Consider the following 22299-nt stretch of genomic DNA (forward strand, 5'->3'; position numbering starts at 1 on the left):
TTTAGGATCGAGGAGGATCGCGCGTACGGAGTCGTACGCGCGAAAGAGGAGGATCGATGAAGTTCCCGAAAGTCTCGAAGACCCTGTCCAGGGCCACCGCGTCGCACGCGGGGCGCATCACGCTCGTCGCGGTACCGGTGGGCATCATCGCCGCCTCGCTGCTCGGAGGCGTTGCTCAGGGTGCGGTGCCCGTGTCGTTCGCGGTCTCCGGAAGTCAGTTCCAGATCGGCGCCAGCCAGCTCGAGGGCACCGGATTCTCGCAGTACGCGGGCGTGGCGACCGACACGGAGGGTGTCGAGCACACGGTCGCGATCGCGAACATCAAGAGCGCCACTCTCAGCGACCTGTGCCAGTCCGTCATCACTGAGACGCCGCTCGGCACGGTCGGAGTGCTGATCAAGGCGGGCGGGGGCGGCAAGCCGGCGACGGCCACCGACCTGCAGATCGGCATGACGGGGTTGAAGGGCGATGCTTCATTCGGCCAGATCCGCATCGGCGTCGACGCGTCGACGGTCAACACCGACGCCAAGGGCAGCGCCGGCGACTTCGCGCAGGATTCCGACACGATCTCGATCGCGAACCTCCAGCAGACGGCATGGAGCACTCAAGCATCCGTGTTCACACTCACGGGGATGACTCTCGAGCTCACGGACGGCTCGCAGGGATGCTTCTGAACGGAGCGGATGCTGTGACGGAGGAAGACGTGGCCTCATCCGCGTCCACGACCGGAGGGTTCCGGGCATGGCGTCGACAGCGGCCGTTCATCGGCGGGCTGCTGATCGCGATCGGCGGAGTGGAGATGTTCTTCTCCGGGCAGCTCGACATCGGACACCTGCACGTGCAGATGGGCATCGAGGGTATGCAGGCGACGATCATCCCGATCGTGCTGCTGCTTCTCGGCGTTCTCGCGATCTCCATGCCCGCGCACCACATCTTCTACGGCGTGATCGCCCTCGCGGTATCGATCTACTCGCTGATCGGCGTCAACCTCGGCGGCTTCCTCATCGGGATGCTGTTGTCGACCGTGGGCGGTATCCTCGTGGTCGCCTGGATGGGGCCGAAGGCCATGGCATCCGATGTCGGAGGAGACGCAGAACAGGCGACGTCGACGTGATCCGCCGACGCATGGGCGTCGCGGCTGCTCTTGTCGCGGTGATGGTGGCGACGCCGCTCACATTGGGGGCGGCATCCGCGCCGGGTATGCGTGACGCCGGAATCTGCATCCCGCTGATCTATTGCCCGCAGCCGACGCCTACTCCCACGCCGACGACGCCTGGCACGCCGACGACGCCCACGACGCCGGTGCTCCCGATCGACCCGACCGCTCCGGTCGATCCGTCGACGCCGGTCGTCCCTTCCGATCCTCAGGCGCCGCAGGCGCCCGTAGAGCCTGTCGAGGCGCCGGTCGACGCCGGAGCGCCGGTGTTCACCGGAACGCCGGCGTCGATGGGGTCTGAGTCGTTGTCGTTCACGGGACTCAGCGGCATCTCGATCGTGAGCGTGCCCACGGTCGACGGCGGCAGCATCCGCGCGCTCAAGATCAGTGCCGACTCCATCACTATCAAGGGATTCTCGCTCACCGTCCGCCCGCCGGACGGGCCGGGGCTCGTCACGACTGCCGACACGATGTCGCTGCAGGGCGATGTGTCGGTCTACATCGGATCGATCAGCGCCTCGTCGATGGGTGGAGCGCCGTTGACGATCGGGACCGACACGCCGCCGCCTCTGACGGACGTCGAGCCGGGACTGTTGAACGTGAGCATGGGACTTGTGGGCAGCATCGCCGATCTCATCACCTATTCGAATACGGATCAGAGGATCGTCGAGGCGGAGTAGTCCGCCATGTCGGTGGTGAGGGCCACACTGGATGCATGAGCATCGAGGTGCGCCCCGCCACCGATTTCGACGATGTCGCGACGCTGGTCGGGCCGAAGAACCCCGCGTCCAACGTGTGCTTCTGCTTGAGCTATCGGATCGGCAGCAAGGAGAACGTCGCTCTGCGGGGGAAGGCCAGGGCCGATCGCGTGAGAGAGCTGTGCGATCAGGATCCGCCGCCAGGCGTGATCGCCTATCTCGACGGCGAACCAGTAGGGTGGGCGGCGCTTCACCCGCGGCGAGACACGAGCTTCGCCCGCAACCGCCTCATCCCGCATGTCGATGATCTCGATGTGTGGTCGCTCTGGTGCTTCCGGGTACGACCCGGACACCGCAAGCAGGGCGTATCGCATTCTCTGATCGAGGGGGCGATCGCTTTTGCGCGTGAGCGTGGGGCGCCTGCGCTCGAGGGCTATCCGGTCGACAACGCAGGGGAGAAGGTGAACTTGACGATGGCGTACGCCGGCACCCGCTCGCTTTTCGAGTCGGCCGGCTTCTCCAAGGCCGCCGATACCGGTTCGGTGCTCGACGGTTTCCCGCGGGTGCTGATGCGGCTCGATCTGAGGTGAATCTCACGCGAATCGAGAAACCGTGAACTCATCGGAGACGCTCAGACAATAGACAGTGTGAGCACAGACAGCGAGATCATCAGACGATCTCTAGACCAGCCGGCCGCGTTTGCCGAGCTCTTCGACCGGCATGCGCGCGCGGTGAACGCATTCGCCGCGTATCGGGTCGGCCGGAGTGCTGCCGAGGACGTGCTGAGCGAGACGCTCCTGGTCGCATTCCGCCGGCGGGCGGACTTCGATTCAGGCGTGGAGTCGGCCCTGCCCTGGCTGCTCGGCATCGCGTCTCGGCTGATCCGCAGGCATCGAGCCGTCGAGGCCAAGCACTGGCAGTCGTTTGCCGCGTCGATCACTCAACAGGACCATTCCTCCCTGGGTGGGCTGGACGAGGCCATGAGCCGCGTGGATGCGGAGCGCGAGGTCGCGACGATGAAGATCCGTATCGCCGCATTGGCGCCGCGGGACCGGGAGACGCTGCTGCTCTATGCCTGGCACGGACTGAGCTATGAGGAGATCTCCGAGGCGCTCGGTGTGCCCGTCGGCACAGTGAGATCGCGGTTGAACCGCGTTCGGAAGAGGCTGGACTCCGGTCGGAGGATCCGGGCATTCGACAAGCAGGAGCAGAAGGGAGAGACCGTTGGACGTGTTTGAGAAGGTTCAGGAGATCAGGCCTGAGATCGAGGGCGACGACGAGAACCTCGTGGCTGCGCGGATGCTGCTGCTGAAGGAGATCCAAGCGGCAAGCAAGCCCGCTCGAGTTAAGGCGGCGCGTCGCCCATGGATCGTTGCCGGCTCTCTGATCGGCGGAGGCGTGGCCGTGACCGCCGGTGTGATTCTTGGATCGATGATCGCAACCCCAGAGCCTGTGCCCCATGCGAATCCGACGCACCGACCCATGCACAGTGCGGAACCTACGCAACCCCCGCTGGAGTCGTCACCAGTTCCTGAGCCGCTGACGGTGGAGGGCGTGCTCATGGGCGCAGCGAGCGCCTCCGCAGCTTACGAGACTCCTGTCGCCGGTCCTGGGCAGTATCTCAAGATTGAGCACCAGATGCGCCAACTCGTTCTCTGGTCGCCGGAGGAGCCCGTGAATGCAACTCGCGAACAGGCGACGGCGGGATGGGTGGTCACCAGCGCCTACACCTCGTACATACCTGCCTCGGTGTCCGACGACTGGGTTGACGTGTTCAATGCCCAGAAGTCCGTCGTCGAACTATACGGCGCCGATGCCGCTGCACAATCGGAGCGATGGCTTGCGGACTTCTCATGGATGCAGGAGTCCATACAGCGCACCCCCGGGGGGTCAGGGTCCTCGAATGCCAGCATTGCGACCTATCCAATGATGCCGCGCGATCCGGCTGCACTGCTCGAGTGGACGCGGAGCTCATTGGGACTTCACGACAGCATGGACGATGACGCCCTCATCGCGAACTCCCTTATCCAGGAGCTGCAGTTGAACGCCGCTCCGGCGGATCTGCGTTCCGCGATGTTCGGCGCGCTCAGCATGGTGCCGGGAGGGCGGATCGACAGTGCAAACGACAACGCCATCACGCTGAGCTTCTTGACCAACGCAGCGCAAGAGCGGCGCGATGCGATCGAGATCGACACGCGCACGGGCCTTGTTCTTCAGTATGCGGTCACCTTCGGCGAAGGGGCGAGCGGGGCAGTCGTGCCAGACGAGGTGCCGGACTACGTGACCGTTCGCACGGTCACCGTCGTCGACGACGCTCCCTGAGCCGAGATCGATACGGAACCGGCGCCGTTGAGACTTAGGGGTGGCCAGGACTCCGAGATCATGCGACGGCCCTTGGGGCATCCTCGGGCGTTTGCTGCAGGGAGTGACAAGCCCGGCACCGACCTCCGGTGTCGGGGCTCAGCCGTAGACTCGAAGCATGGCTTCAGACTCCTTCGTGCACCTGCATGTCCACAGCGAATACTCCATGCTGGACGGTGCGGCGAAGATCGGGGCGATGACCCAGGCGGCCGCCGAATACGGGATGCCGGCGATCGCCGTGACCGACCACGGGAACACCTTCGCGGCGTTCGAGTTCTACCGCGCTGCGCAGGCCGCGGGCGTCAAACCGATCATCGGCCTCGAGGCCTATGTGACCCCCGGAACGCACCGCAGCGACAAGTCGCGCGTGCAGTGGGGCTCGCCCGACCAGAAGAGCGACGACGTCTCGGGTGCCGGCGCCTACACGCACATGACGATGTGGAGCCAGAGCACGCAGGGCATGCACAACCTGTTCCGGCTGAGCTCGCGGTCGAGCATGGAGGGCTACTACTTCAAGCCCCGCATGGACCGCGAACTGCTCCAGACCTACGGCAAGGGCCTGATCGCCACCACCGGCTGCCCGTCGGGGGAGGTGCAGACGCGCCTGCGGCTGGGGCAGTACGACGCGGCGCGCGCGGCCGCCGCCGAGTTCCAGGACATCTTCGGCAAGGAGAACTACTTCGCCGAGATCATGGATCACGGGCTCTCCATCGAGCGCCGCGTCATGACGGATCTGCTTCGACTGTCGAAGGATCTCGGCATCCCACTGGTCGCCACCAACGACTCTCACTACACGCACCAGCACGAGGCCGACGCGCACGCCGCTCTCCTCTGCGTGCAGTCCGGTTCGACCCTCGACGATCCGAACCGGTTCAAGTTCGACGGCGACGGCTATTACATCAAGACCGCCGCCGAGATGCGCCAGATGTTCCGCGACCACCCCGAGGCTTGCGACAACACGCTGCTGATCGCCGAGCGGTGCGAAGTCGAGTTCAACACCTCCGCGAACTTCATGCCGCGATTCCCGGTGCCCGACGGCGAGACAGAAGACAGCTGGCTCGTCAAAGAGGTCGAGAACGGCTTGCACTACCGGTACCCGAACGGCATCCCCGACAAGGTCCGCAAGCAGGCCGAGTACGAGACCGACATCATCCTGCAGATGGGATTCCCGGGCTACTTCCTCGTCGTCGCCGACTTCATCAACTGGGCGAAGGACAACGGCATCCGCGTCGGCCCTGGCCGCGGATCCGGCGCAGGCTCCATGGTCGCGTACGCCATGAAGATCACCGACCTAGACCCGCTCGAGCACGGGCTCATCTTCGAGCGCTTCCTCAACCCCGATCGCGTCTCGATGCCCGACTTCGACGTCGACTTCGACGACCGTCGCCGCGGCGAGGTGATCGACTACGTCACCCAGAAGTACGGCTCCGAGCGCGTGGCGCAGATCGTGACCTACGGCACGATCAAGTCCAAGCAGGCGCTGAAGGATGCCGGCCGAGTGCTCGGCTTCCCGTTCAGCATGGGGGAGCGGCTGACCAAGGCGATGCCGCCGCCCGTGATGGGCAAGGACATGCCGCTCGACGGCATGTTCGACTCGGCGCACCCCCGCTACAAGGAAGCCAGCGAGTTCCGCGCCCTCATCGAGACCGACCCCGAGGCGAAGACGGTCTTCGACCGCGCCCTCGGCCTCGAGGGGCTGAAGCGTCAGTGGGGCGTGCACGCGGCCGGCGTGATCATGTCGTCCGAGCCCCTGCTCGACATCATCCCGATCATGCGCCGCGAGCAGGACGGTCAGATCGTCACGCAGTTCGACTACCCGTCGTGCGAGACGCTCGGCCTGATCAAGATGGACTTCCTGGGGCTGCGGAACCTCACGATCATCTCGGATGCGCTCGACAACATCCGGATGAACCGCGGCGAGGAACTCGACCTCGAGCACCTCGCCCTCGACGACCGCGCGGTGTACGACCTGCTCGGCAAGGGCGACACGCTCGGAGTGTTCCAGCTCGACAGCCCGCCGCTTCGGTCGCTGATGCGCCTGATGAAGCCCGACACCTTCGGTGACATCTCAGCCCTCATCGCGCTGTACCGGCCGGGCCCCATGGGGGCGAACTCGCACACGAACTACGCGCTGCGCAAGAACGGCCAGCAGGAGATCACCCCGATCCACCCCGAGCTCGAAGAGCCGCTTGCCGAGATCCTGCAGGAGTCCTACGGCCTGATCATCTATCAGGAGCAGGTCATGGCCATCGCGCAGAAGGTCGCCGGGTTCAGTCTCGGCCAGGCAGACATCCTCCGTCGCGCGATGGGAAAGAAGAAGAAGTCCGAGCTGGACAAGCAGTACGAGGGCTTCTCAGGGGGCATGAAGGAGCGCGGCTTCGGCGAGGGGGCCATCAAGGCGCTGTGGGACATCCTGCTGCCGTTCTCCGACTACGCCTTCAACAAAGCGCACTCGGCCGCCTACGGTCTCGTCTCGTACTGGACGGCCTACCTCAAGGCCCACTATCCCGCCGAGTACATGGCGGCTCTCCTCACGAGCGTCGGCGACTCCAAAGACAAGATGGCGCTCTACCTGAACGAGTGCCGTCGCATGGGCATCAGAGTCCTCCCGCCCGACGTCTCCGACTCGATCAACTTCTTCGCCGCCGTCGGCGACGACATCCGCTTCGGGCTGGGTGCAGTGCGCAACGTCGGTAGCAACGTCGTCGACGGCATCGTGAAGGCGCGCAAGGACGAGCGGTTCACGTCGTTCCACCACTTCCTCGACAAGGTGCCGCTGCACGTCGCGAACAAGCGCACGGTCGAGTCCCTCATCAAAGCGGGGGCCTTCGACTCGATGGGAGACACCCGCCGCGCGCTCATGGAGATCCATGAGGATGCGGTGGAGGCCGCAGTCGACCGCAAGCGGAACGAGGCGCAGGGAGCCATCGGCTTCGACTTCGACAGTCTCTACGACGAGATGGAGGAGGCGCCGCCCGCGAAGGTGCCCGATCGTCCGGAGTGGATCAAGAAGGACAAGCTCGCGTTCGAGCGTGAGATGCTCGGCCTGTACGTGTCCGACCACCCGCTCGCGGGCCTCGAGGTCCCGCTGGCGAAGCACGCGTCGATCTCGATCCACGACCTCAACAACTCGGAGGACATGCAGGACGGCGATCAGGTGACGGTCGCGGGCCTCGTGACGAGCGTGCAGCACCGCGTGGCGAAGGCCAGCGGCAACCCCTACGGCATGATCACGGTCGAGGACTTCAACGGCGAGGTGACGGTCATGTTCATGGGCAAGACCTACACCGAGTTCCAGCACGTCCTCCAGCAGGATTCGATCCTGGCCGTTCGGGGGCGTGTGTCCCGACGCGACGACGGCCTCAACCTGCATGCGCAGTCGGCCTTCGCGCCGGACATCGGCTCCTTCGACGCATCGGGGCCGCTCGCTCTCGTGCTCGCCGAGCAGCGGGCCACGGAACGCGTGATGAACGAACTCGCCGAGGTGCTCCGTCGACACAACGGCGACACCGAGGTCGTGCTGCGCGTGCACCGAGGCGGCACGGCGAAGGTGTTCGACGTTCCCATGCCCGTCAAGGTCTCCGCCGATCTCTTCGGCGATCTCAAGTCGCTTCTCGGGCCCTCCTGTCTGGGATGACCTCGCTCGGCCTGCGGGCGACGTTGCCGCAGACCGAGCGGTCATGAAGCGACACCGACAACCATTTCCTGAGCATGCTCTCCGGCGCACCCGGTAGTATCGGGTCGCGTTGGGCGCGCCCCATCTCGCAGGTGCCGCGCCCGGACGAAAGGACCACTCTCATGAGTACGGACTTCCCCCTCCGCAATGACGAGAACCCCGAAGAGGACGTCGTCTCCGCCCCCGTCGACGACGAGGCCTTCATCGACGACGGCGTCCTGTACGACGACGAGGTGACGCCGGAGTACGGCATCCTCGGGTTCACGCTGCGCGAGCTGCTGATCGTCGGCGTCTGGATCGTGCACTTCGTGTTGTCGTTCTTCCCGATCGTCGTGAACTCTTCGCTCTGGTCGACGGGCATCGAATGGGTGCTGCCCGTCGGTGTTCCCACGGCTGCGGTCTTCCTGTTGGTGCTGCGGCGGTTCTCGCCCGACGGCATCCGTCGTGTCGGCTCGCTCGGGATCGACCAGTTCGCCTCCGTCGCCTTCTCGGTGGCGGCCATCGTCCTGGTCGGGCGGTTGTGGCTCGCGATCGCCGGAGCGATCGGCAGCGGGTTCTGGGCGCTGAGCTGGAGCGGTATCGCGCTCGTCGTGACCTCGCTCGCGCTCGTGGCGCTGACGGTCTTCGCGCCGATCATCCCCGGCCTCAAGGAGGACTTCCAGGGACGGCTCGTCACGCTTGCGCACCGCGCGGCGAACCCCGTGCGCCCGGTCATCGCCCGCCCCCGCCCCGAGCCTGTGGCCGTGGCGGCTCCGGCGGCCGCGCCGGAGAACGCCCCCCTGGACGTCGAGCTCTCGGGTGCGAACGCGACGGACGAGATCGCTCGCGTCGACATCGCCTCGCAGGTCCCGCTGTCCGCTCACGCCTCCGGTGGCGGGATCGGCACCGAGCAGGTCGTTCCCGATGAGGACTACACACCCGCATACTCGCGCCGATCGTCGAGCGAGGACATCGCCTACGACACCGACAGCATCGTCGCGCTGGTCACCCCCGAGACGGATGCCGTCGAGCCGATCGCTCAGACCGTCGCACCGGAACCGACCGCTGAGACCTGGACAGTCCAGGCTGCGGCCGCTGAGACCGCAGTCGTCGAGCCCGCAACCGAGCCCGCGGCCGCCGAACCGGCCGTCGAAGAGATCGACGTCGAGGCCACCAACCCGCGATACGCCGCCGCTGAACAGCAGCCCTTCTGGATCCTCGCGCCCACCGAGCGAGACGTGCACGACGAGCGCGGCGAGGCCATCTTCCAGATCGGACCGACGGCGTGGGCTCTCGTGATCGAAGACCGCGGCGGTGCCTACGTCGTGCGTCATGACGACGGGCGCATCGGCTACCTGCACGACATCTCCGACATCACGAAGGGCTGACGCGTTTGCGCACCATCGATCTGCGAGGGCGAGAGCTCTCGCCCTCCGACATGCTCGCGGCCGTTCCCCGCGCCGCTCAGGCGCGCGCGGAAGCGCTCGACACCGCCGCTCGCATCGTCGAGGACGTCCGCAACAGGGGTGAGCAGGCACTGCGCGAGCAGGCCGATCGCTTCGACCGCGTGTCGGGGCACGAGATCCGGGTCCCGAAAGAGCACATCGCCGAGGCGCTGGCTACGGTGGATTCCGGGGTCCGCGCGGCGCTCGAAGAAGCCATCCGCCGCGTGCGCCTCGCCTCGGCCGCCCAGGTGCCCGAATCCCGCACCACCGAGATCGGGCCCGGTGCCGTCATCACGCAGCGCTGGCAGCCAGTCGCTCGCGCGGGGGTCTACATCCCCGGGGGCAAAGCGCCGCTGTCGTCCAGCGTCGTGATGAACGTGGTGCCGGCACAGGTCGCGGGTGTGACCGTGGTGGCGCTGGCCTCTCCGCCTCAGGCGGCGTTCGGCGGACGCGTGCACCCGACGATCCTCGCCGCCGCGGGATTGCTCGGCATCGACGAGGTCTACGCGATCGGGGGAGCGGGGGCAATCGGCGCGCTCGCCTACGGCGTCGAAGAACTCGGTCTCGACCCGGTCGATGTGGTCTCGGGCCCCGGCAACAACTACGTCGCCTCAGCGAAGCGTGCCGTCGCCGGCGTGGTCGGCACGGACTCCGAAGCCGGAGCCACTGAGATCCTCATCGTCGCGGACGCCTCGGCTGATCCCCGTCTCATCGCCGCCGACCTCATCAGCCAGGCCGAGCACGACGAGCAGGCCTCCGCGGTTCTCGTCACCGACTCGCCGGAACTCGCGGAGCGTGTCGCAACGGAGATCTCGGAGCGCGCGGCGAGGACTCGGCACGCGGAGCGCGTCGCCGTCTCTCTGGCCGGCGAGCAGTCGGCGATCGTGCTCGTCGACGACCGCGCCATGGCCACCGCCTTCAGCAACGCCTATGCGCCCGAGCACCTCGAGCTGCACATCGAGGGCGCGGAGGAGGTGGCATCCGCGTTCACCAGCGCCGGTGCGGTCTTCGTCGGCGACCAGACCCCGGTGAGCCTGGGCGACTACATGGCGGGCAGCAACCACGTCCTCCCGACGGGGGGACAGGCGCGGTACGCTCCGGGACTCGGCGCCTACACGTTCCTTCGTCCGCAGCAGGTCATCCGATACGACCACGCCGCGCTCGCGCAGGTGCGGTCGGGGGTGGTCTCCCTCGCCGCGGCCGAGGTCCTCCCTGCGCACGGTGAGGCCGTCGAAGCGCGCTTCACGGATCCGTCGTCCGACTGAGCGGGTACGCTGAGACACCATGCACTGCCCCTTCTGCCGCCACTCCGATTCGCGAGTCATCGATTCGCGCACCAGCGATGACGGACTCTCGATCCGTCGTCGCCGACAGTGCCCCGAATGCGGCGGCCGCTTCACGACCACCGAGACGGCGAGCCTCAACGTGATCAAGCGAAGCGGCGTCATGGAGCCGTTCAGCCGTGACAAGGTGATCTCGGGCGTGCGCAAGGCCTGCCAGGGCCGTCCGGTCACGGAGGGCGACCTCGCGGTGCTCGCGCAGAAGGTCGAGGAGGCGGTGCGACAGACCGGTGTCTCGCAGCTCGACGCGAACGAGATCGGTCTGGCGATCCTCGGTCCGCTGAGAGACCTCGACGAGGTCGCATACCTGCGGTTCGCGAGCGTCTATCAGGCGTTCGACTCGCTCGAGGATTTCGAGAGCGCGATCTCCGACCTGCGCGCCGATCATCTGAAGGCTCCTCGAGCCGAGTAGACCCGCCACGCGACCGGTAATCTGGCAGTGATGTATCCGCTGCTCTTCCGCGCTGTCCTCTCGCGCTTCGACCCCGAGTTCGCCCACCACGCCGGCATGGCGGTGATCCGCGTCCTCGGCGTGCCGCCGTTCTCCTGGGTGACGAGCGCACTGACCAAGCCTGACCGCTCGCTTTCCGTCGATGCGCTGGGACACACGTTCCCCTCGCCGTTCGGAATCGCCGCGGGCTTCGACAAGAACGCCGTCGGCGTGCGCGGACTCGCAGCGCTCGGCTTCGGCCACGTCGAGATCGGCACCGTCACGGCGATCCCGCAGGAGGGCAACCCCAAGCCGCGCCTGTTCCGCCTGATCGAGGACCGCGCGGTGATCAACCGCATGGGCTTCAACAACGATGGAGCGGATGCTGCCGCGCGCCGCCTCGCGAAGCTGCGACGCGGTGCTCCGAACACCATCATCGGGGTGAACATCGGAAAGAGCCGCGTCGTCGAGGTCGAGAACGCGACGGCCGACTACGTCGCGTCAGCGACCAGACTCGCTCCGCTTGCCGACTATCTGGCGGTGAACGTGTCATCGCCGAACACGCCAGGGCTCCGCGGGCTCCAGGCGGTCGAGACCCTCGCGCCGCTGCTGCGGGCGGTCAAGAACGCATCAGGGAGCACGCCGCTCCTGGTGAAGATCGCTCCCGACCTCGCAGACGAGGAGATCACCGCGATCGCCGAGATGGCCGTCGCGGAGGGACTCGCCGGCATCGTCACCCACAACACCACGATCTCCCGCGACGGGCTGCGCACCGATGCCGCGACCGTCGAGTCGGCTGGTGCCGGCGGCCTCTCCGGGGCTCCGCTCAAGGCGCGTTCCCTCGAGGTGCTGCGGCTCGTGCGCTCGGTCGTGCCTGCCGAGTTCTGCGTGATCGCGGTCGGCGGTGTCGAGACTCCGGCCGATGTGCAGGAACGACTCGACGCGGGCGCCACCCTCGTGCAGGGATATACGGCCTTCCTCTACCGCGGGCCGTTCTGGGGACGCGAGATCAACAGAGGACTCCGCCGGCGCTGAGCCCTGGTCGCCGAGACGACGATGCCCCGTGCTCGAGCGAGCACGGGGCATCCGTCTGCCTGAAGGTCGGAGGTCAGGCGGGGCGTTCGCCGCGCTTGACCTGGGGTTTCGGCAGGCGCATGAATCGCATCTGCAGAGAGCGCATGGCGGCGTACCAACCCAGGCCGCGCTCCAGGCGCTCCTTGCCGAACTTCGCCGCGGCCTTGGTCTTCACGCGCCATCCGAGCAGGATCATCCCGCCGATCGCCAGAACCAGATAGCCCATCATCACGAGGTAGGCCCACGCCCCGACGGAGACGCCGCCGATCGCCCAGGCGGGGGGCAGCAGCGACACGAGGATGACGAGCACCATGATGCCCATCACGAACTCGGCGGGGTGCCAGCCGGAATCCACGTAGTCGCGCACCCAACGGCGCTGCGGACCCTTGTCCCGAACGGGAAGGTACTTCTCCTCGCCGGCGGCGAGGCCGGCCTGGGCGCGGTTGCGGCGCTCGTTCATCTCTGCCTTGGCCGCAGCGCGAGCCTCTTTGGTGTTCGCGACGAGCGGTCGGCGGCGTGCCGCCTCCTGCTCCGCGCGGGTCGGCGTCGCGCGTCCCTTGCCGACGGCCGTCTCAGGGGGGTCGTCGTTCGATGGAGGGGAAGCAGGGGTAGTGGGCACGAGGTTCCTCGGTTCGATTGCGGTGGATCACCTTAAGATTACTCGCATGACCTCTCCTGCTCTCCCCAGCGACAACGACCAGGCGATCCGGGAAGCGGTGGCGACCGGCATCCCGGCCGCTCTCAGCGATCTCGGCGACCTCGTCCGCATTCCCGGCATGGCATGGCCCGCCTTCGACCAGACGCAGCTGCAGCGCAGTGCGGATGCCGTGGCCGCACTGGCGGAGGGCACCGGCGTGTTCGACGAGGTGCGCGTGCTGCGCGCGGCGATCCCCGGCACCGATGAGCACGGTCAGCCGGCTGTTCTGGCTCGACGGGCAGCGCGAGGCGGCAAGCCCACCATCCTCCTGTACGCGCACCACGACGTGCAGCCGCCCGGAGCGGATGAGCTCTGGGAGACTCCGCCGTTCGAGCCGACGGTGCGGGACGGGCGGCTGTACGGGCGCGGCGCCGCGGATGACAAAGCGGGAATCATGGCCCACATCGCCGCGATCCGCGCCGTCGCGGAGACGCTCGGCGATGATCTCGATCTCGGCATCGCGATGTTCATCGAGGGGGAGGAGGAATACGGCTCCCGCTCGTTCGCGCAGTTCCTCTCCGACAACAAGGAGGCGCTCCGCGCCGACGCGATCGTCGTGGCCGACTCCGGGAACTGGGACTCCTCGACCCCCGGGCTGACCGTCTCGCTCCGGGGCAACGCGCGGTTCACACTGCGCGTGCGCACCCTCGATCACGCCTCCCACTCCGGCATGTACGGGGGAGCAGCGCCCGACGCGATGATGGCGACGATCCAGCTGCTGTCGACGCTGTGGAACGACGACGGCTCTGTCGCGGTCGAGGGAATGACGGTGCGAGACGCCGATACGCCTGAGTACAGCGAGGAGACCCTGCGAGACGAGGCGGGCTTCCTGCCGGGAACCGCGCCGATCGGCGACGGCACGATCCTCAGCCGGATCTGGAACAAGCCTGCCGTGACCGTCATCGGGATCGACGCCACCAGCGTGGCCCAGGCATCCAACACCCTCCTCCCCGAGGTCACGGTGGTGATCAGCTCCCGCGTCGCGCCCGGACAGACCGGTGAAGACGCGTATCGCGCGCTGGAGGCGCACCTGCGTCGGCATGCCCCCTACGGCGCGGAGCTCACGTTCTCCGATCTGGATCTCGGCGACGGATTCCTGGTCGACACCAGTGGCTGGGCCGTGGCACTGACCCGGGACGCCATGCGCGACGCGTATGGCGCGGCGCCGGTCGATCTCGGTGTCGGGGGGTCGATCCCGTTCATCGCCGATCTCGTCCGGGAGTTCCCCGAGGCGCAGATCCTCGTCACCGGTGTCGAGGACCCGTACTCCCGGGCGCACAGCCCGAACGAGTCGCTGCACCTCGAGACGTTCCGCAACGCGGTCGCGACCGAGGCGCTGATGCTGTCTCGGATGAACGACATCGCACGCTGACCCTGCAGGGCGCACCTGCGGGTAAAATCTGAACAACAGCCGTGCGCGAGCGCGGCCCGGCAGAAGGAGCAACATGAGCGACACCACCCTGACCGCAGCAGAAACCACCAGCGCACACGGCGTGAGCCTCACCGACGCCGCGGCGACCAAGGTGAAGAACCTCCTCGAGCAGGAGGGTCGCGACGACCTCCGTCTTCGCGTGGCCGTGCAGCCCGGCGGATGCTCCGGCCTGATCTACCAGCTGTACTTCGACGAGCGCTTCCTCGAGGGTGACGAGACCGTCGATTTCGACGGTGTCGAGGTCATCGTGGATAACATGAGCGTCCCGTATCTCGACGGTGCATCCATCGATTTCAAGGACACGATCTCGGAGCAGGGCTTCACGATCGACAACCCGAACGCGGCCGGTTCCTGCGCCTGCGGCGACAGCTTCCACTGAGCGGATCACCCTCGGTCAACCTGCGTGGTTGGCATGAATCAGGTGTGAGGTTGCCCTAGACTTGGGTGTGCCCTGTCCGCAATCTGAAAGGTGCATCGTGCCCTCGAAACGCCGCCTTCGTTGGGCCGCACTCCCTCTGGGAGTCGTGGCAGCTGTGGCTCTGGCCGGTTGTACAACCGCCGAGCAGCACGGCTATCTCCCGGGCTTCGTGGAGGGTGGACCTGCAGCCACCAACCAGACCGAACGCGTGTCGTCGCTCTGGGTGAACTCCTGGATCGTCCTCCTCGCCGTCGGTGTGATCACCTGGGGCCTGATGGGCTGGGCCGCGATCGCCTACCGCCGTCGCAAGGGCCAGACCGGCCTCCCGGTGCAGATGCGCTACAACATGCCGATCGAGATCTTCTACACGATCGTGCCGCTCATCCTCGTCGTCGGAATGTTCTTCTTCACGGCGCGTGACCAGGCTGAGATCGAGGCCAAGTGGGACAACCCCGACGTCGAGATCACCGCGATCGCCAAGCAGTGGGCGTGGGACTTCCAGTACGACGGCGAGAAAGAGGACAACTCCGACGCCGTGTGGACCATGGGCATCCAGGCCCAGCCGAACGCGAACGGCGACATCGACCAGTCGCAGCTGCCCACTCTGGTGCTGCCGGTCGACAAGAAGGTCACGATCAACCTGCAGTCGCGTGACGTCATCCACTCCTTCTGGATCATCGACTTCCTCTACAAGAAGGACATGTACATCGGGAAGGACAACTCCTGGTCGTTCATCCCGACCCGCGAGGGCGAGTACAAGGGCAAGTGCGCCGAGCTCTGCGGCGAATACCACTCGATGATGCTGTTCAACGTCAAGGTCGTCTCGCAGGCCGAGTACGACGCCTACCTCCAGTCGCTCGAGGAGAAGGGCAACACCGGCGACATCACGGACGCATACGACCGCCTGTCGAACTACCCGGGCACGACCGAGAAGACCGACTCCACGGAAGGAGAGGAGTAAGCCATGTCGACCACTGAAGCACCCCGCACCGACGAGGCCTCCCACTCCCGACCGACGACCCTGCCCGCGCGCCAGGCCGCTCTCATGAGCTCCTCGCGCGTCGAGCAGAAGGGCAACATCGTCGTCAAGTGGATCACCTCCACCGACCACAAGACGATCGGGTACATGTACCTCATCGCCTCGGTGCTGTTCTTCCTCCTCGGTGGCGTGATGGCTCTGATCATCCGCGCCGAGCTGTTCGCTCCGGGGATGCAGATCGTCCCCACCAAGGAGCAGTACAACCAGCTGTTCACGATGCATGGCACGATCATGCTGCTGATGTTCGCGACGCCGCTGTTCGCCGGCTTCGCCAACGCCATCCTGCCGCTGCAGATCGGCGCTCCCGACGTCGCGTTCCCTCGTCTGAACGCCTTCGCCTTCTGGCTGTTCCTGTTCGGCTCGACCATCGCGGTCGCCGGCTTCCTCACGCCCCAGGGTGCGGCCTCGTTCGGATGGTTCGCCTATCAGCCGCTCGCAAGCGCCTCGTTCTCGCCCGGCGCGGGTGGGAACCTGTGGATGCTGGGTCTGGGAATCTCCGGTTTCGGAACGATCCTCGGCGCGGTGAACTTCATCACCACGGTCATCACCATGCGTGCACCGGGCATGACCATGTGGCGCATGCCGATCTTCTCGTGGAACACGCTCATCACGAGCCTCCTGATCCTCATGGCGTTCCCCGTGCTGGCGGCGGCGATCTTCGCCGCCGGCGCCGACCGTGTGCTGGGCGCGCACATCTACGACCCGGCGAACGGCGGCGTGCTGCTGTGGCAGCACCTGTTCTGGTTCTTCGGCCACCCCGAGGTGTACATCATCGCGCTGCCGTTCTTCGGCATCGTGTCCGAGATCTTCCCGGTCTTCAGCCGCAAGCCGATCTTCGGGTACAAGACCCTCGTCTACGCGACGATCGCGATCGCGGCGCTGTCGGTCGCGGTGTGGGCTCACCACATGTACGTCACCGGCTCGGTGCTGCTGCCCTTCTTCGCGGTCATGACGATGCTCATCGCCGTTCCGACGGGCGTGAAGATCTTCAACTGGATCGGCACACTTTGGCGCGGATCGGTCACGTTCGAGACTCCGATGGTCTTCGCCCTCGGCTTCCTCGTCTCGTTCGTGTTCGGCGGTCTGACCGGCGTGATCCTCGCGGCCCCGCCGCTGGACTTCGCGCTCTCGGACTCGTACTTCGTCGTCGCGCACTTCCACTACGTGGTGTTCGGCACCGTCGTGTTCGCGATGTTCGCCGGCTTCTACTTCTGGTGGCCCAAGTGGACCGGACGGATGCTCAACGAGCGTCTCGGCTACATCCACTTCTGGATGCTGTTCATCGGCTTCCACATGACGTTCCTCATCCAGCACTGGCTGGGCGTCGAGGGCATGGTGCGCCGCTACGCGGACTACTCGTCCTACGACAACTTCACGTGGCAGAACCAGGTGTCGACGATCGGTGCGATCATCCTCGGCGCGTCGATGCTGCCGTTCTTCCTGAACGTGTGGATCACGGCGCGCAAGGCGCCCAAGGTCACGGTCAACGACCCGTGGGGCTATGGCGGTTCGCTCGAATGGGCGACCAGCTGCCCGCCGCCGCGCCACAACTTCACGTCGATCCCGCGTATCCGCAGCGAGCGTCCCGCCTTCGACCTGAACCACCCGGAAGCCGCCGACTACCCTGTCGCCGGCGCCGAGCGAGAGGTGCACTGAGACATGCGCGACAACGTCATCCTCTGGTGGATCCTCACCGCGTTCTTCGCCCTGATCGGCGTGATCTACACGGGCTGGAACATTCTGGCCCACCCCGACCTCCCGCTCGTGAACCAGATCGAATGGGTCGGTACGGTCGCCCTGTTCTTCTCGGCCTTCATGGGCGCGATGATCGCGTTCTACCTCGACCGCACGCACTCTGCACAGGGTGGCGAACTGCCCGAGGATATCCTGACCGCTGACATCGATGACGGCGACCCGGAGCTCGGTGAGTTCAGCCCGTGGTCCTGGTGGCCGCTCGTGCTCGCCGGATCGGCGGCCGTGTTCATCATCGGTCTGGCCGTCGGGCACTTCCTGCTTCCGATCGGACTGGCGATCTTCGTCGTCGCGATCGTGGGCTGGGTGTACGAGTACTACCGAGGCAACTTCGCCCGCTGATGTGAGGCGACGAAAAGGGCCCCTGCTTCGGCAGGGGCCCTTTTCCTATGCTGAACGGGCCTGTGGGACCGGTGCCGTCACGCGCGAGTGCGTACCCGGGCGATGCCGGTGAGCGGGTCGACAGGGCGTCGGTGCACCCCGTCGGCGTCTTCGACGGGGTAGCCCTCGCGCACCCAGTATTCGAAGCCTCCGATCATCTCACGGACGGCATACCCGAGCTTGGCGAACTCCAGTGCCCCTTTGGCGCCGGCGTTGCATCCGGGGCTCCAGCAGTACACGACGACCTCGGCGTCTTCGGGGATCTCGAGGGGAGCGCGGGCGGCGATCTCGCTGTAGTGCATGTGGATCGCGCCTGCGACGCGCCCCTGAGCCCAGGCCTCGTCGGATCGTACATCGATGACGTAGATGCTCTCGCCCGCCTTGCGAGCGGCGTGGACGTCACTGGCATCCGTCTCGTAGGCGAGCTTGGCTGCGTAGTAGTCGGTGCGTTCGATCATGCATTCAGCCTAGATCTGAGGCTTTGGGCACGCGTCTCCCATTACCGTCGGGGATCGGTGGAATCCTGCCAGCGGGGGAGAGTTGCGGTCATCTGGATGCGGCGGCCGTGGGCCATGAGTCCGAGAGCCTGTTCCACATAGACCAGCGAGCGCAGGAAGTTCGTATCCGGTTCAGAGGGAACGAAGCCGCATGTCTCGTAGAACGGTCCGTTCCACGGCACGTCGGCATAGGTGCGCAGAGTGATCTGCGCGTGCCCCCGCCGAGCCGCTTCGTCGCGCGCCGCGTCGATGAGGCGGCGACCGTGTCCGCGCCGTGAATGCGAGGGAAGCACGGAGAGCTGCTCCAGATGCGCGTGATCCTCGATCTCGAGCACCTGAACGAACCCGATCGGCGTGAGGCTGTCCAGATCCTCGGCCACGAGGACGAAACCAGGAGCGGATGCTCGGTCTTCGGCACTGGTCGGCCCAGGCCAGTCCGCCGGGGAGAAGCGATCGACGAACGCGGTGTCGGCGATCGCCTCGATACGCTCGGTCGCGGGGTAGTCACCCGTTGACGCGGGACGGATGACGACGCTCACACCGCCACCGCCGCGACCGCCTCGATCTCGACGAGCTGGTCGGGATAGCCCAGTACCGTCACTCCGAGCAGGGTGCTGGGAACCTCGTGGTCCCTGAAAGCGGTGTGCACGACATCCCAGGCGGTGACGAGGTCGGCGCGGTCGGCGGAGGCGACCAGCACTCGCGTGCTGATGATGTCCGTCAGCGTCGCACCGGCGGCCTCCAATGCGGTGCTCAGCGTCTCCACGCAGCGAGCTGCCTGTGCCGCATAGTCATGGGGCGCCACCGTCTGCCCGTCGTCGTCGAGAGGGCAGGCGCCGGCGAGGAAGATCAGCCGAGACGCCGGTGGTGCCGTGGCTGCACTCGCATACGGCGCATCGGCCAGGGCGGAGGAACGGATCAGCTGTACGACGGACGACACCTCTCGAGGATAACGAAAGAAGACCCCGTCTCGAGCGAGTCGAAACGGGGCCTTCCGGACAGCGGCGAGACTACTCGCCGTCGTCCGACTTCTTGCGGGGCTTCTTGACCGGCTCGGTGGCGATCACCGAACTGGGGGTGTTCGGCGTCTCATCGATATGGGTCTCTTCACCCGGTGACAGCGGAGCGTCCGGGAAGCCGGCGCGCTCGTGCGCGCCCTGGATCTCGGCGGCCTCGGTCTCTTCGTTCTGAGCCGTGACATGGTGCTGGTGGGAGTCGGCCTCGTCGATCTCCGCCTGCGTGAGCGGGGCGAGACGGTCTTCGTAGAACCAGCGCGAGATCGCGGAGCGCAGGTTCTGCGTCCACGGGATGCGGCCCTTGTCGTTGGGGCGGACCACGAGGGGCTCATAGCCGTCGACGTCGATGAGCTTCCAGCGGTCGTACGTGTCGACCGGCTGGTGCACCTCGATGAACTCGCCACCGGGGAGGCGCACGATGCGACCGGATTCGTAGCCGTGCAGGACGATCTCGCGGTCCTTCTTCTGCAGAGCGATCGCGATGCGCTTGGCGACGAAGTAGCCGAGCACCGGGCCGATGATCAGCAGAGCCTGGAGCGTGTGGATCACGCCTTCCATCGTCAGCATGAAGTGCGTGGCGATGAGGTCGGACGAGGCGGCAGCCCACAGCACCGCGTAGAAGATGACTCCGGCCACGCCGATTCCCGTGCGCGTCGCCGCGTTGCGCGGGCGCTGTGCGAGGTGGTGCTCCCGCTTGTCTCCGGTGACCCACGCCTCGATGAACGGGTAGAGGGCCACGAGCACGATGAACAGGCCGAGGACGACGAGCGGAAGCAGGATGCCGAACGACCAGGTGCGGTCGAGGAACACGATGTCGAGGTTCGACGGAGCAAGGCGCAGCGCGCCGTCCGCGAATCCGATGTACCAGTCGGGCTGCGTTCCCGCCGAGACGGGGGACGGGTCGTACGGTCCGTAGTTCCAGATCGGGTTGATCTGGAAGAACGTGGCGATCAGGACGATCGTGCCGAACACGATGAACAGGTAACCGCCCATCTTCGACATGTAGACCGGCATCATCGGGTAGCCCACGACGTTGTCGTTCGTACGGCCGGGGCCGGCGAACTGCGTGTGCTTGTTGACGATCATCAGCATGAGGTGCACGACGATGAGGCCGATCACGAGCAGCGGCAGCAGCAGGATGTGCAGCGTGTAGAGACGACCGACGATCGCGGTGCCGGGGAACTCGCCGCCGAAGAGCAGGAACGAGGTCCAGGTGCCGATGAGCGGGATGCCCTTGACCATGCCGTCGATGATGCGCAGGCCGTTGCCCGAGAGCAGGTCGTCGGGGAGAGAGTAGCCGGTGAAGCCCTCAGCCATCGCCAGGACGAACAGCACGAAGCCGATCACCCAGTTGAGCTCGCGGGGCTTGCGGAACGCGCCGGTGAAGAACACGCGGAGCATGTGCACACCGATACCGGCGACGAACACGAGTGCGGCCCAGTGGTGGATCTGGCGCACCAGAAGGCCACCGCGCAGGTCGAACGAGATGTTCAGCGACGACTCGAGTGCGGCGGACATCTCGATGCCGCGCATGGGCGCGTAAGCGCCGGTGTAATGCGTCTCCACCATCGAGGCCTCGAAGAAGAACGTCAGGAAGGTTCCGGAGAGGAACACGGCGACGAAGCTCCACAGGGCGATCTCGCCCAGCATGAAGGACCAGTGATCGGGGAAGATCTTGCGGCCGAGCTCCTTGACGAAGCCGGAGAGGCTGGTGCGCTCGTCGATGTAGTTCGACGCAGCACCGACGAAGCGGCCGCCAAGGGGTGCCTTGGTGTCCTGCTCGTCCTTGGACAGCGTTGCGGTGCTCAATGGCGCTCCCAGAAGCTCGGGCCGACGGGCTCGGTGAAGTCACTGCGTGCGATGAGGTAGCCCTCGTCGTCGACGGTGATGGGCAGCTGAGGCAGCGGACGTGCAGCCGGGCCGAAGATGACCTTGGCGTGATCCGTCACATCGAACTGCGACTGGTGGCAGGGGCAGAGGAGGTGGTGCGTCTGCTGCTCGTACAGGGCGACAGGGCAGCCCACGTGCGTGCACACCTTCGAATAGGCGACGATGCCGTCGTAGGACCAGTCCTTGCGGTCCTCGGCTTCGGTGAGCTGCTCGGGACGCAGGCGCATCATGAGCACGATCGCCTTCGCCTTCTCCTCGAGGTAGCCGTCGTGGTGGCTGAGCTCGGCGAGATCCTCCGGGATGACGTGGAAAGCCGACCCGAGGGTGACGTCCGCCGCGCGGATCGGGGTGCCGTCGGGGTCGCGCACCAGGCGCTGTCCCTTGTCCCACATGGTCTGCTTCAACAGGACCACGGGATCTCCCGCTGTGGGGTCCTCCGGGGTGGAGTGCGGTGCGAGACCGCGGAACAGAGTGACCCCCGGAATGATCGATGCCACGACTGCGGCGAACAGCGAGTTGCGGATCATCGTGCGTCGTCCGAAGCCGGACTCCTCGTTCGCGTCGGCGAACGCCTTGATGGCCGCCTCACGGGTCGAGTCCTTGCCACGAGTGGGGTGACGGTACTCGATGTGCTCCTTGTCGCTCATCAGAGCCTTCGACCAGTGAATGGCGCCGAGACCGAGAGCGAGCAGCGCAAGGGCGATGCCGAGACCGATGAAGAGGTTGTTCTGGCGGATGTCGATCAGCGCGCCGCTCTCGATCGGGAACAGCATGTAAGCGGCGACCGCCCAGATGCTTCCGGCGAGAGACAGGTAGAACAGCGTGTAGACGGTGCGGACAGCAGCCTTCTCGGCGCGCGGGTCCTTGTCGGTCATCCGCTCGCGGTGCGGCGGCAGCCCGGGGTTCTGCACGGGATCGCTGACTGCGACACCCAGCCCCGGAGAGGGCTGGTAGGCCCTGTCAAGAGCCTGCGAGTCGTCGTCGTGTGCCATGGTGCTCCTCGTACGTTCCTCTTCGA

At 66.3% G+C, this 22299-nt stretch carries 22 protein-coding genes; 16 read left to right on the forward strand and 6 right to left on the reverse strand.

Annotated features, from left to right (window positions below):
- Positions 1-56: 56 nt before the first annotated feature.
- The 11 genes from ACI3KT_RS12145 (at position 57) to ACI3KT_RS12195 (ending at position 12120) form a co-directional block, all read left to right on the forward strand.
- The gene (locus tag ACI3KT_RS12145) at positions 57-674 is read left to right on the forward strand and encodes a DUF6230 family protein (protein WP_404904500.1); all 618 of its coding nucleotides are present in this window, start codon (positions 57-59) and stop codon (positions 672-674) included.
- On the forward strand, positions 665-1114 hold the full coding sequence (locus ACI3KT_RS12150) for a DUF6114 domain-containing protein (protein ID WP_404904502.1): 450 nt from the start codon (positions 665-667) through the stop codon (positions 1112-1114). Before ACI3KT_RS12145 ends, ACI3KT_RS12150 begins: the two co-directional genes overlap by 10 nt.
- Positions 1111-1836 (forward strand): hypothetical protein, encoded by a 726-nt coding sequence (locus ACI3KT_RS12155; protein WP_404904503.1) that lies wholly within the window; start codon positions 1111-1113, stop codon positions 1834-1836. Before ACI3KT_RS12150 ends, ACI3KT_RS12155 begins: the two co-directional genes overlap by 4 nt.
- A 35-nt stretch (positions 1837-1871) precedes the next feature.
- Positions 1872-2444: a GNAT family N-acetyltransferase gene (locus ACI3KT_RS12160; protein WP_292908223.1), complete on the forward strand. Its 573-nt coding sequence runs from the start codon at positions 1872-1874 to the stop codon at positions 2442-2444.
- A 57-nt stretch (positions 2445-2501) separates the two neighbouring features.
- Positions 2502-3092 carry an RNA polymerase sigma factor gene (locus ACI3KT_RS12165; protein ID WP_404904504.1) on the forward strand — a complete coding sequence of 197 codons (591 nt, stop codon included), beginning with the start codon at positions 2502-2504 and terminating at the stop codon, positions 3090-3092.
- Positions 3079-4176: a hypothetical protein gene (locus ACI3KT_RS12170; RefSeq protein ID WP_404904506.1), complete on the forward strand. Its 1098-nt coding sequence runs from the start codon at positions 3079-3081 to the stop codon at positions 4174-4176. Before ACI3KT_RS12165 ends, ACI3KT_RS12170 begins: the two co-directional genes overlap by 14 nt.
- A gap of 157 nt (positions 4177-4333) precedes the next feature.
- Positions 4334-7852, forward strand: a complete 3519-nt coding sequence (gene dnaE / locus ACI3KT_RS12175) for a DNA polymerase III subunit alpha (RefSeq protein ID WP_307297763.1) — start codon at positions 4334-4336, stop codon at positions 7850-7852.
- Positions 7853-8013: 161 nt separating this feature from the next.
- On the forward strand, positions 8014-9258 hold the full coding sequence (locus ACI3KT_RS12180; protein ID WP_404904508.1) for a hypothetical protein: 1245 nt from the start codon (positions 8014-8016) through the stop codon (positions 9256-9258).
- A 5-nt stretch (positions 9259-9263) separates the two neighbouring features.
- Entirely contained in the window at positions 9264-10580 is a 1317-nt protein-coding gene (hisD, locus tag ACI3KT_RS12185; RefSeq protein ID WP_404904511.1) for a histidinol dehydrogenase, read from the forward strand.
- A 19-nt stretch (positions 10581-10599) separates the two neighbouring features.
- Positions 10600-11067 carry a transcriptional regulator NrdR gene (gene nrdR, locus ACI3KT_RS12190; protein WP_292908233.1) on the forward strand — a complete coding sequence of 156 codons (468 nt, stop codon included), beginning with the start codon at positions 10600-10602 and terminating at the stop codon, positions 11065-11067.
- Positions 11068-11097: 30 nt separating this feature from the next.
- Complete coding sequence (locus ACI3KT_RS12195) at positions 11098-12120, forward strand: quinone-dependent dihydroorotate dehydrogenase (protein ID WP_404904513.1); 1023 nt, start codon at positions 11098-11100, stop codon at positions 12118-12120.
- 73 nt (positions 12121-12193) lie between these two features.
- On the opposite strand, the gene ACI3KT_RS12200 is transcribed toward ACI3KT_RS12195, so the two are convergent.
- A complete protein-coding gene (locus ACI3KT_RS12200) occupies positions 12194-12778 on the reverse strand; it encodes a DUF3043 domain-containing protein (protein ID WP_404904514.1) in 585 nt (194 codons plus the stop codon).
- 46 nt (positions 12779-12824) lie between these two features.
- Here ACI3KT_RS12200 and ACI3KT_RS12205 point away from each other — a divergent pair, with 46 nt between their 5' ends.
- From ACI3KT_RS12205 to ACI3KT_RS12225, 5 genes are all read left to right on the forward strand, one after another.
- Positions 12825-14228 (forward strand): dipeptidase, encoded by a 1404-nt coding sequence (locus ACI3KT_RS12205; protein WP_404904516.1) that lies wholly within the window; start codon positions 12825-12827, stop codon positions 14226-14228.
- Between the two features lie 73 nt (positions 14229-14301).
- The gene (erpA, locus tag ACI3KT_RS12210; RefSeq protein ID WP_292908241.1) at positions 14302-14667 is read left to right on the forward strand and encodes an iron-sulfur cluster insertion protein ErpA; all 366 of its coding nucleotides are present in this window, start codon (positions 14302-14304) and stop codon (positions 14665-14667) included.
- A gap of 97 nt (positions 14668-14764) precedes the next feature.
- Complete coding sequence (coxB, locus tag ACI3KT_RS12215; protein ID WP_307297749.1) at positions 14765-15667, forward strand: cytochrome c oxidase subunit II; 903 nt, start codon at positions 14765-14767, stop codon at positions 15665-15667.
- Positions 15668-15670: 3 nt separating this feature from the next.
- Positions 15671-17401 (forward strand): cytochrome c oxidase subunit I, encoded by a 1731-nt coding sequence (gene ctaD, locus ACI3KT_RS12220; protein WP_292908245.1) that lies wholly within the window; start codon positions 15671-15673, stop codon positions 17399-17401.
- Positions 17402-17404: 3 nt separating this feature from the next.
- Positions 17405-17839, forward strand: a complete 435-nt coding sequence (locus ACI3KT_RS12225; protein ID WP_292908247.1) for a cytochrome c oxidase subunit 4 — start codon at positions 17405-17407, stop codon at positions 17837-17839.
- A gap of 77 nt (positions 17840-17916) precedes the next feature.
- On the opposite strand, the gene ACI3KT_RS12230 is transcribed toward ACI3KT_RS12225, so the two are convergent.
- The 5 genes from ACI3KT_RS12230 to ACI3KT_RS12250 form a co-directional block, all read right to left on the reverse strand.
- Positions 17917-18336 carry a rhodanese-like domain-containing protein gene (locus ACI3KT_RS12230; RefSeq protein ID WP_292908249.1) on the reverse strand — a complete coding sequence of 140 codons (420 nt, stop codon included), beginning with the start codon at positions 18334-18336 and terminating at the stop codon, positions 17917-17919.
- A 41-nt stretch (positions 18337-18377) separates the two neighbouring features.
- On the reverse strand, positions 18378-18914 hold the full coding sequence (locus ACI3KT_RS12235; RefSeq protein WP_404904517.1) for a GNAT family N-acetyltransferase: 537 nt from the start codon (positions 18912-18914) through the stop codon (positions 18378-18380).
- The gene (locus ACI3KT_RS12240) at positions 18911-19315 is read right to left on the reverse strand and encodes a RidA family protein (protein WP_404904518.1); all 405 of its coding nucleotides are present in this window, start codon (positions 19313-19315) and stop codon (positions 18911-18913) included. Before ACI3KT_RS12240 ends, ACI3KT_RS12235 begins: the two co-directional genes overlap by 4 nt.
- A 70-nt stretch (positions 19316-19385) precedes the next feature.
- Positions 19386-21200: a cytochrome bc complex cytochrome b subunit gene (locus tag ACI3KT_RS12245; RefSeq protein ID WP_292908255.1), complete on the reverse strand. Its 1815-nt coding sequence runs from the start codon at positions 21198-21200 to the stop codon at positions 19386-19388.
- On the reverse strand, positions 21197-22273 hold the full coding sequence (locus ACI3KT_RS12250; protein ID WP_292908257.1) for a ubiquinol-cytochrome c reductase iron-sulfur subunit: 1077 nt from the start codon (positions 22271-22273) through the stop codon (positions 21197-21199). The genes ACI3KT_RS12245 and ACI3KT_RS12250 overlap by 4 nt, the downstream gene beginning before the upstream one ends.
- Positions 22274-22299 lie beyond the last annotated feature (26 nt).

The sequence above is a fragment of the Microbacterium sp. ZW T6_19 genome (genome assembly GCF_044987465.1).
Taxonomy (GTDB): Bacteria; Actinomycetota; Actinomycetes; order Actinomycetales; family Microbacteriaceae; genus Microbacterium; species Microbacterium natoriense_A.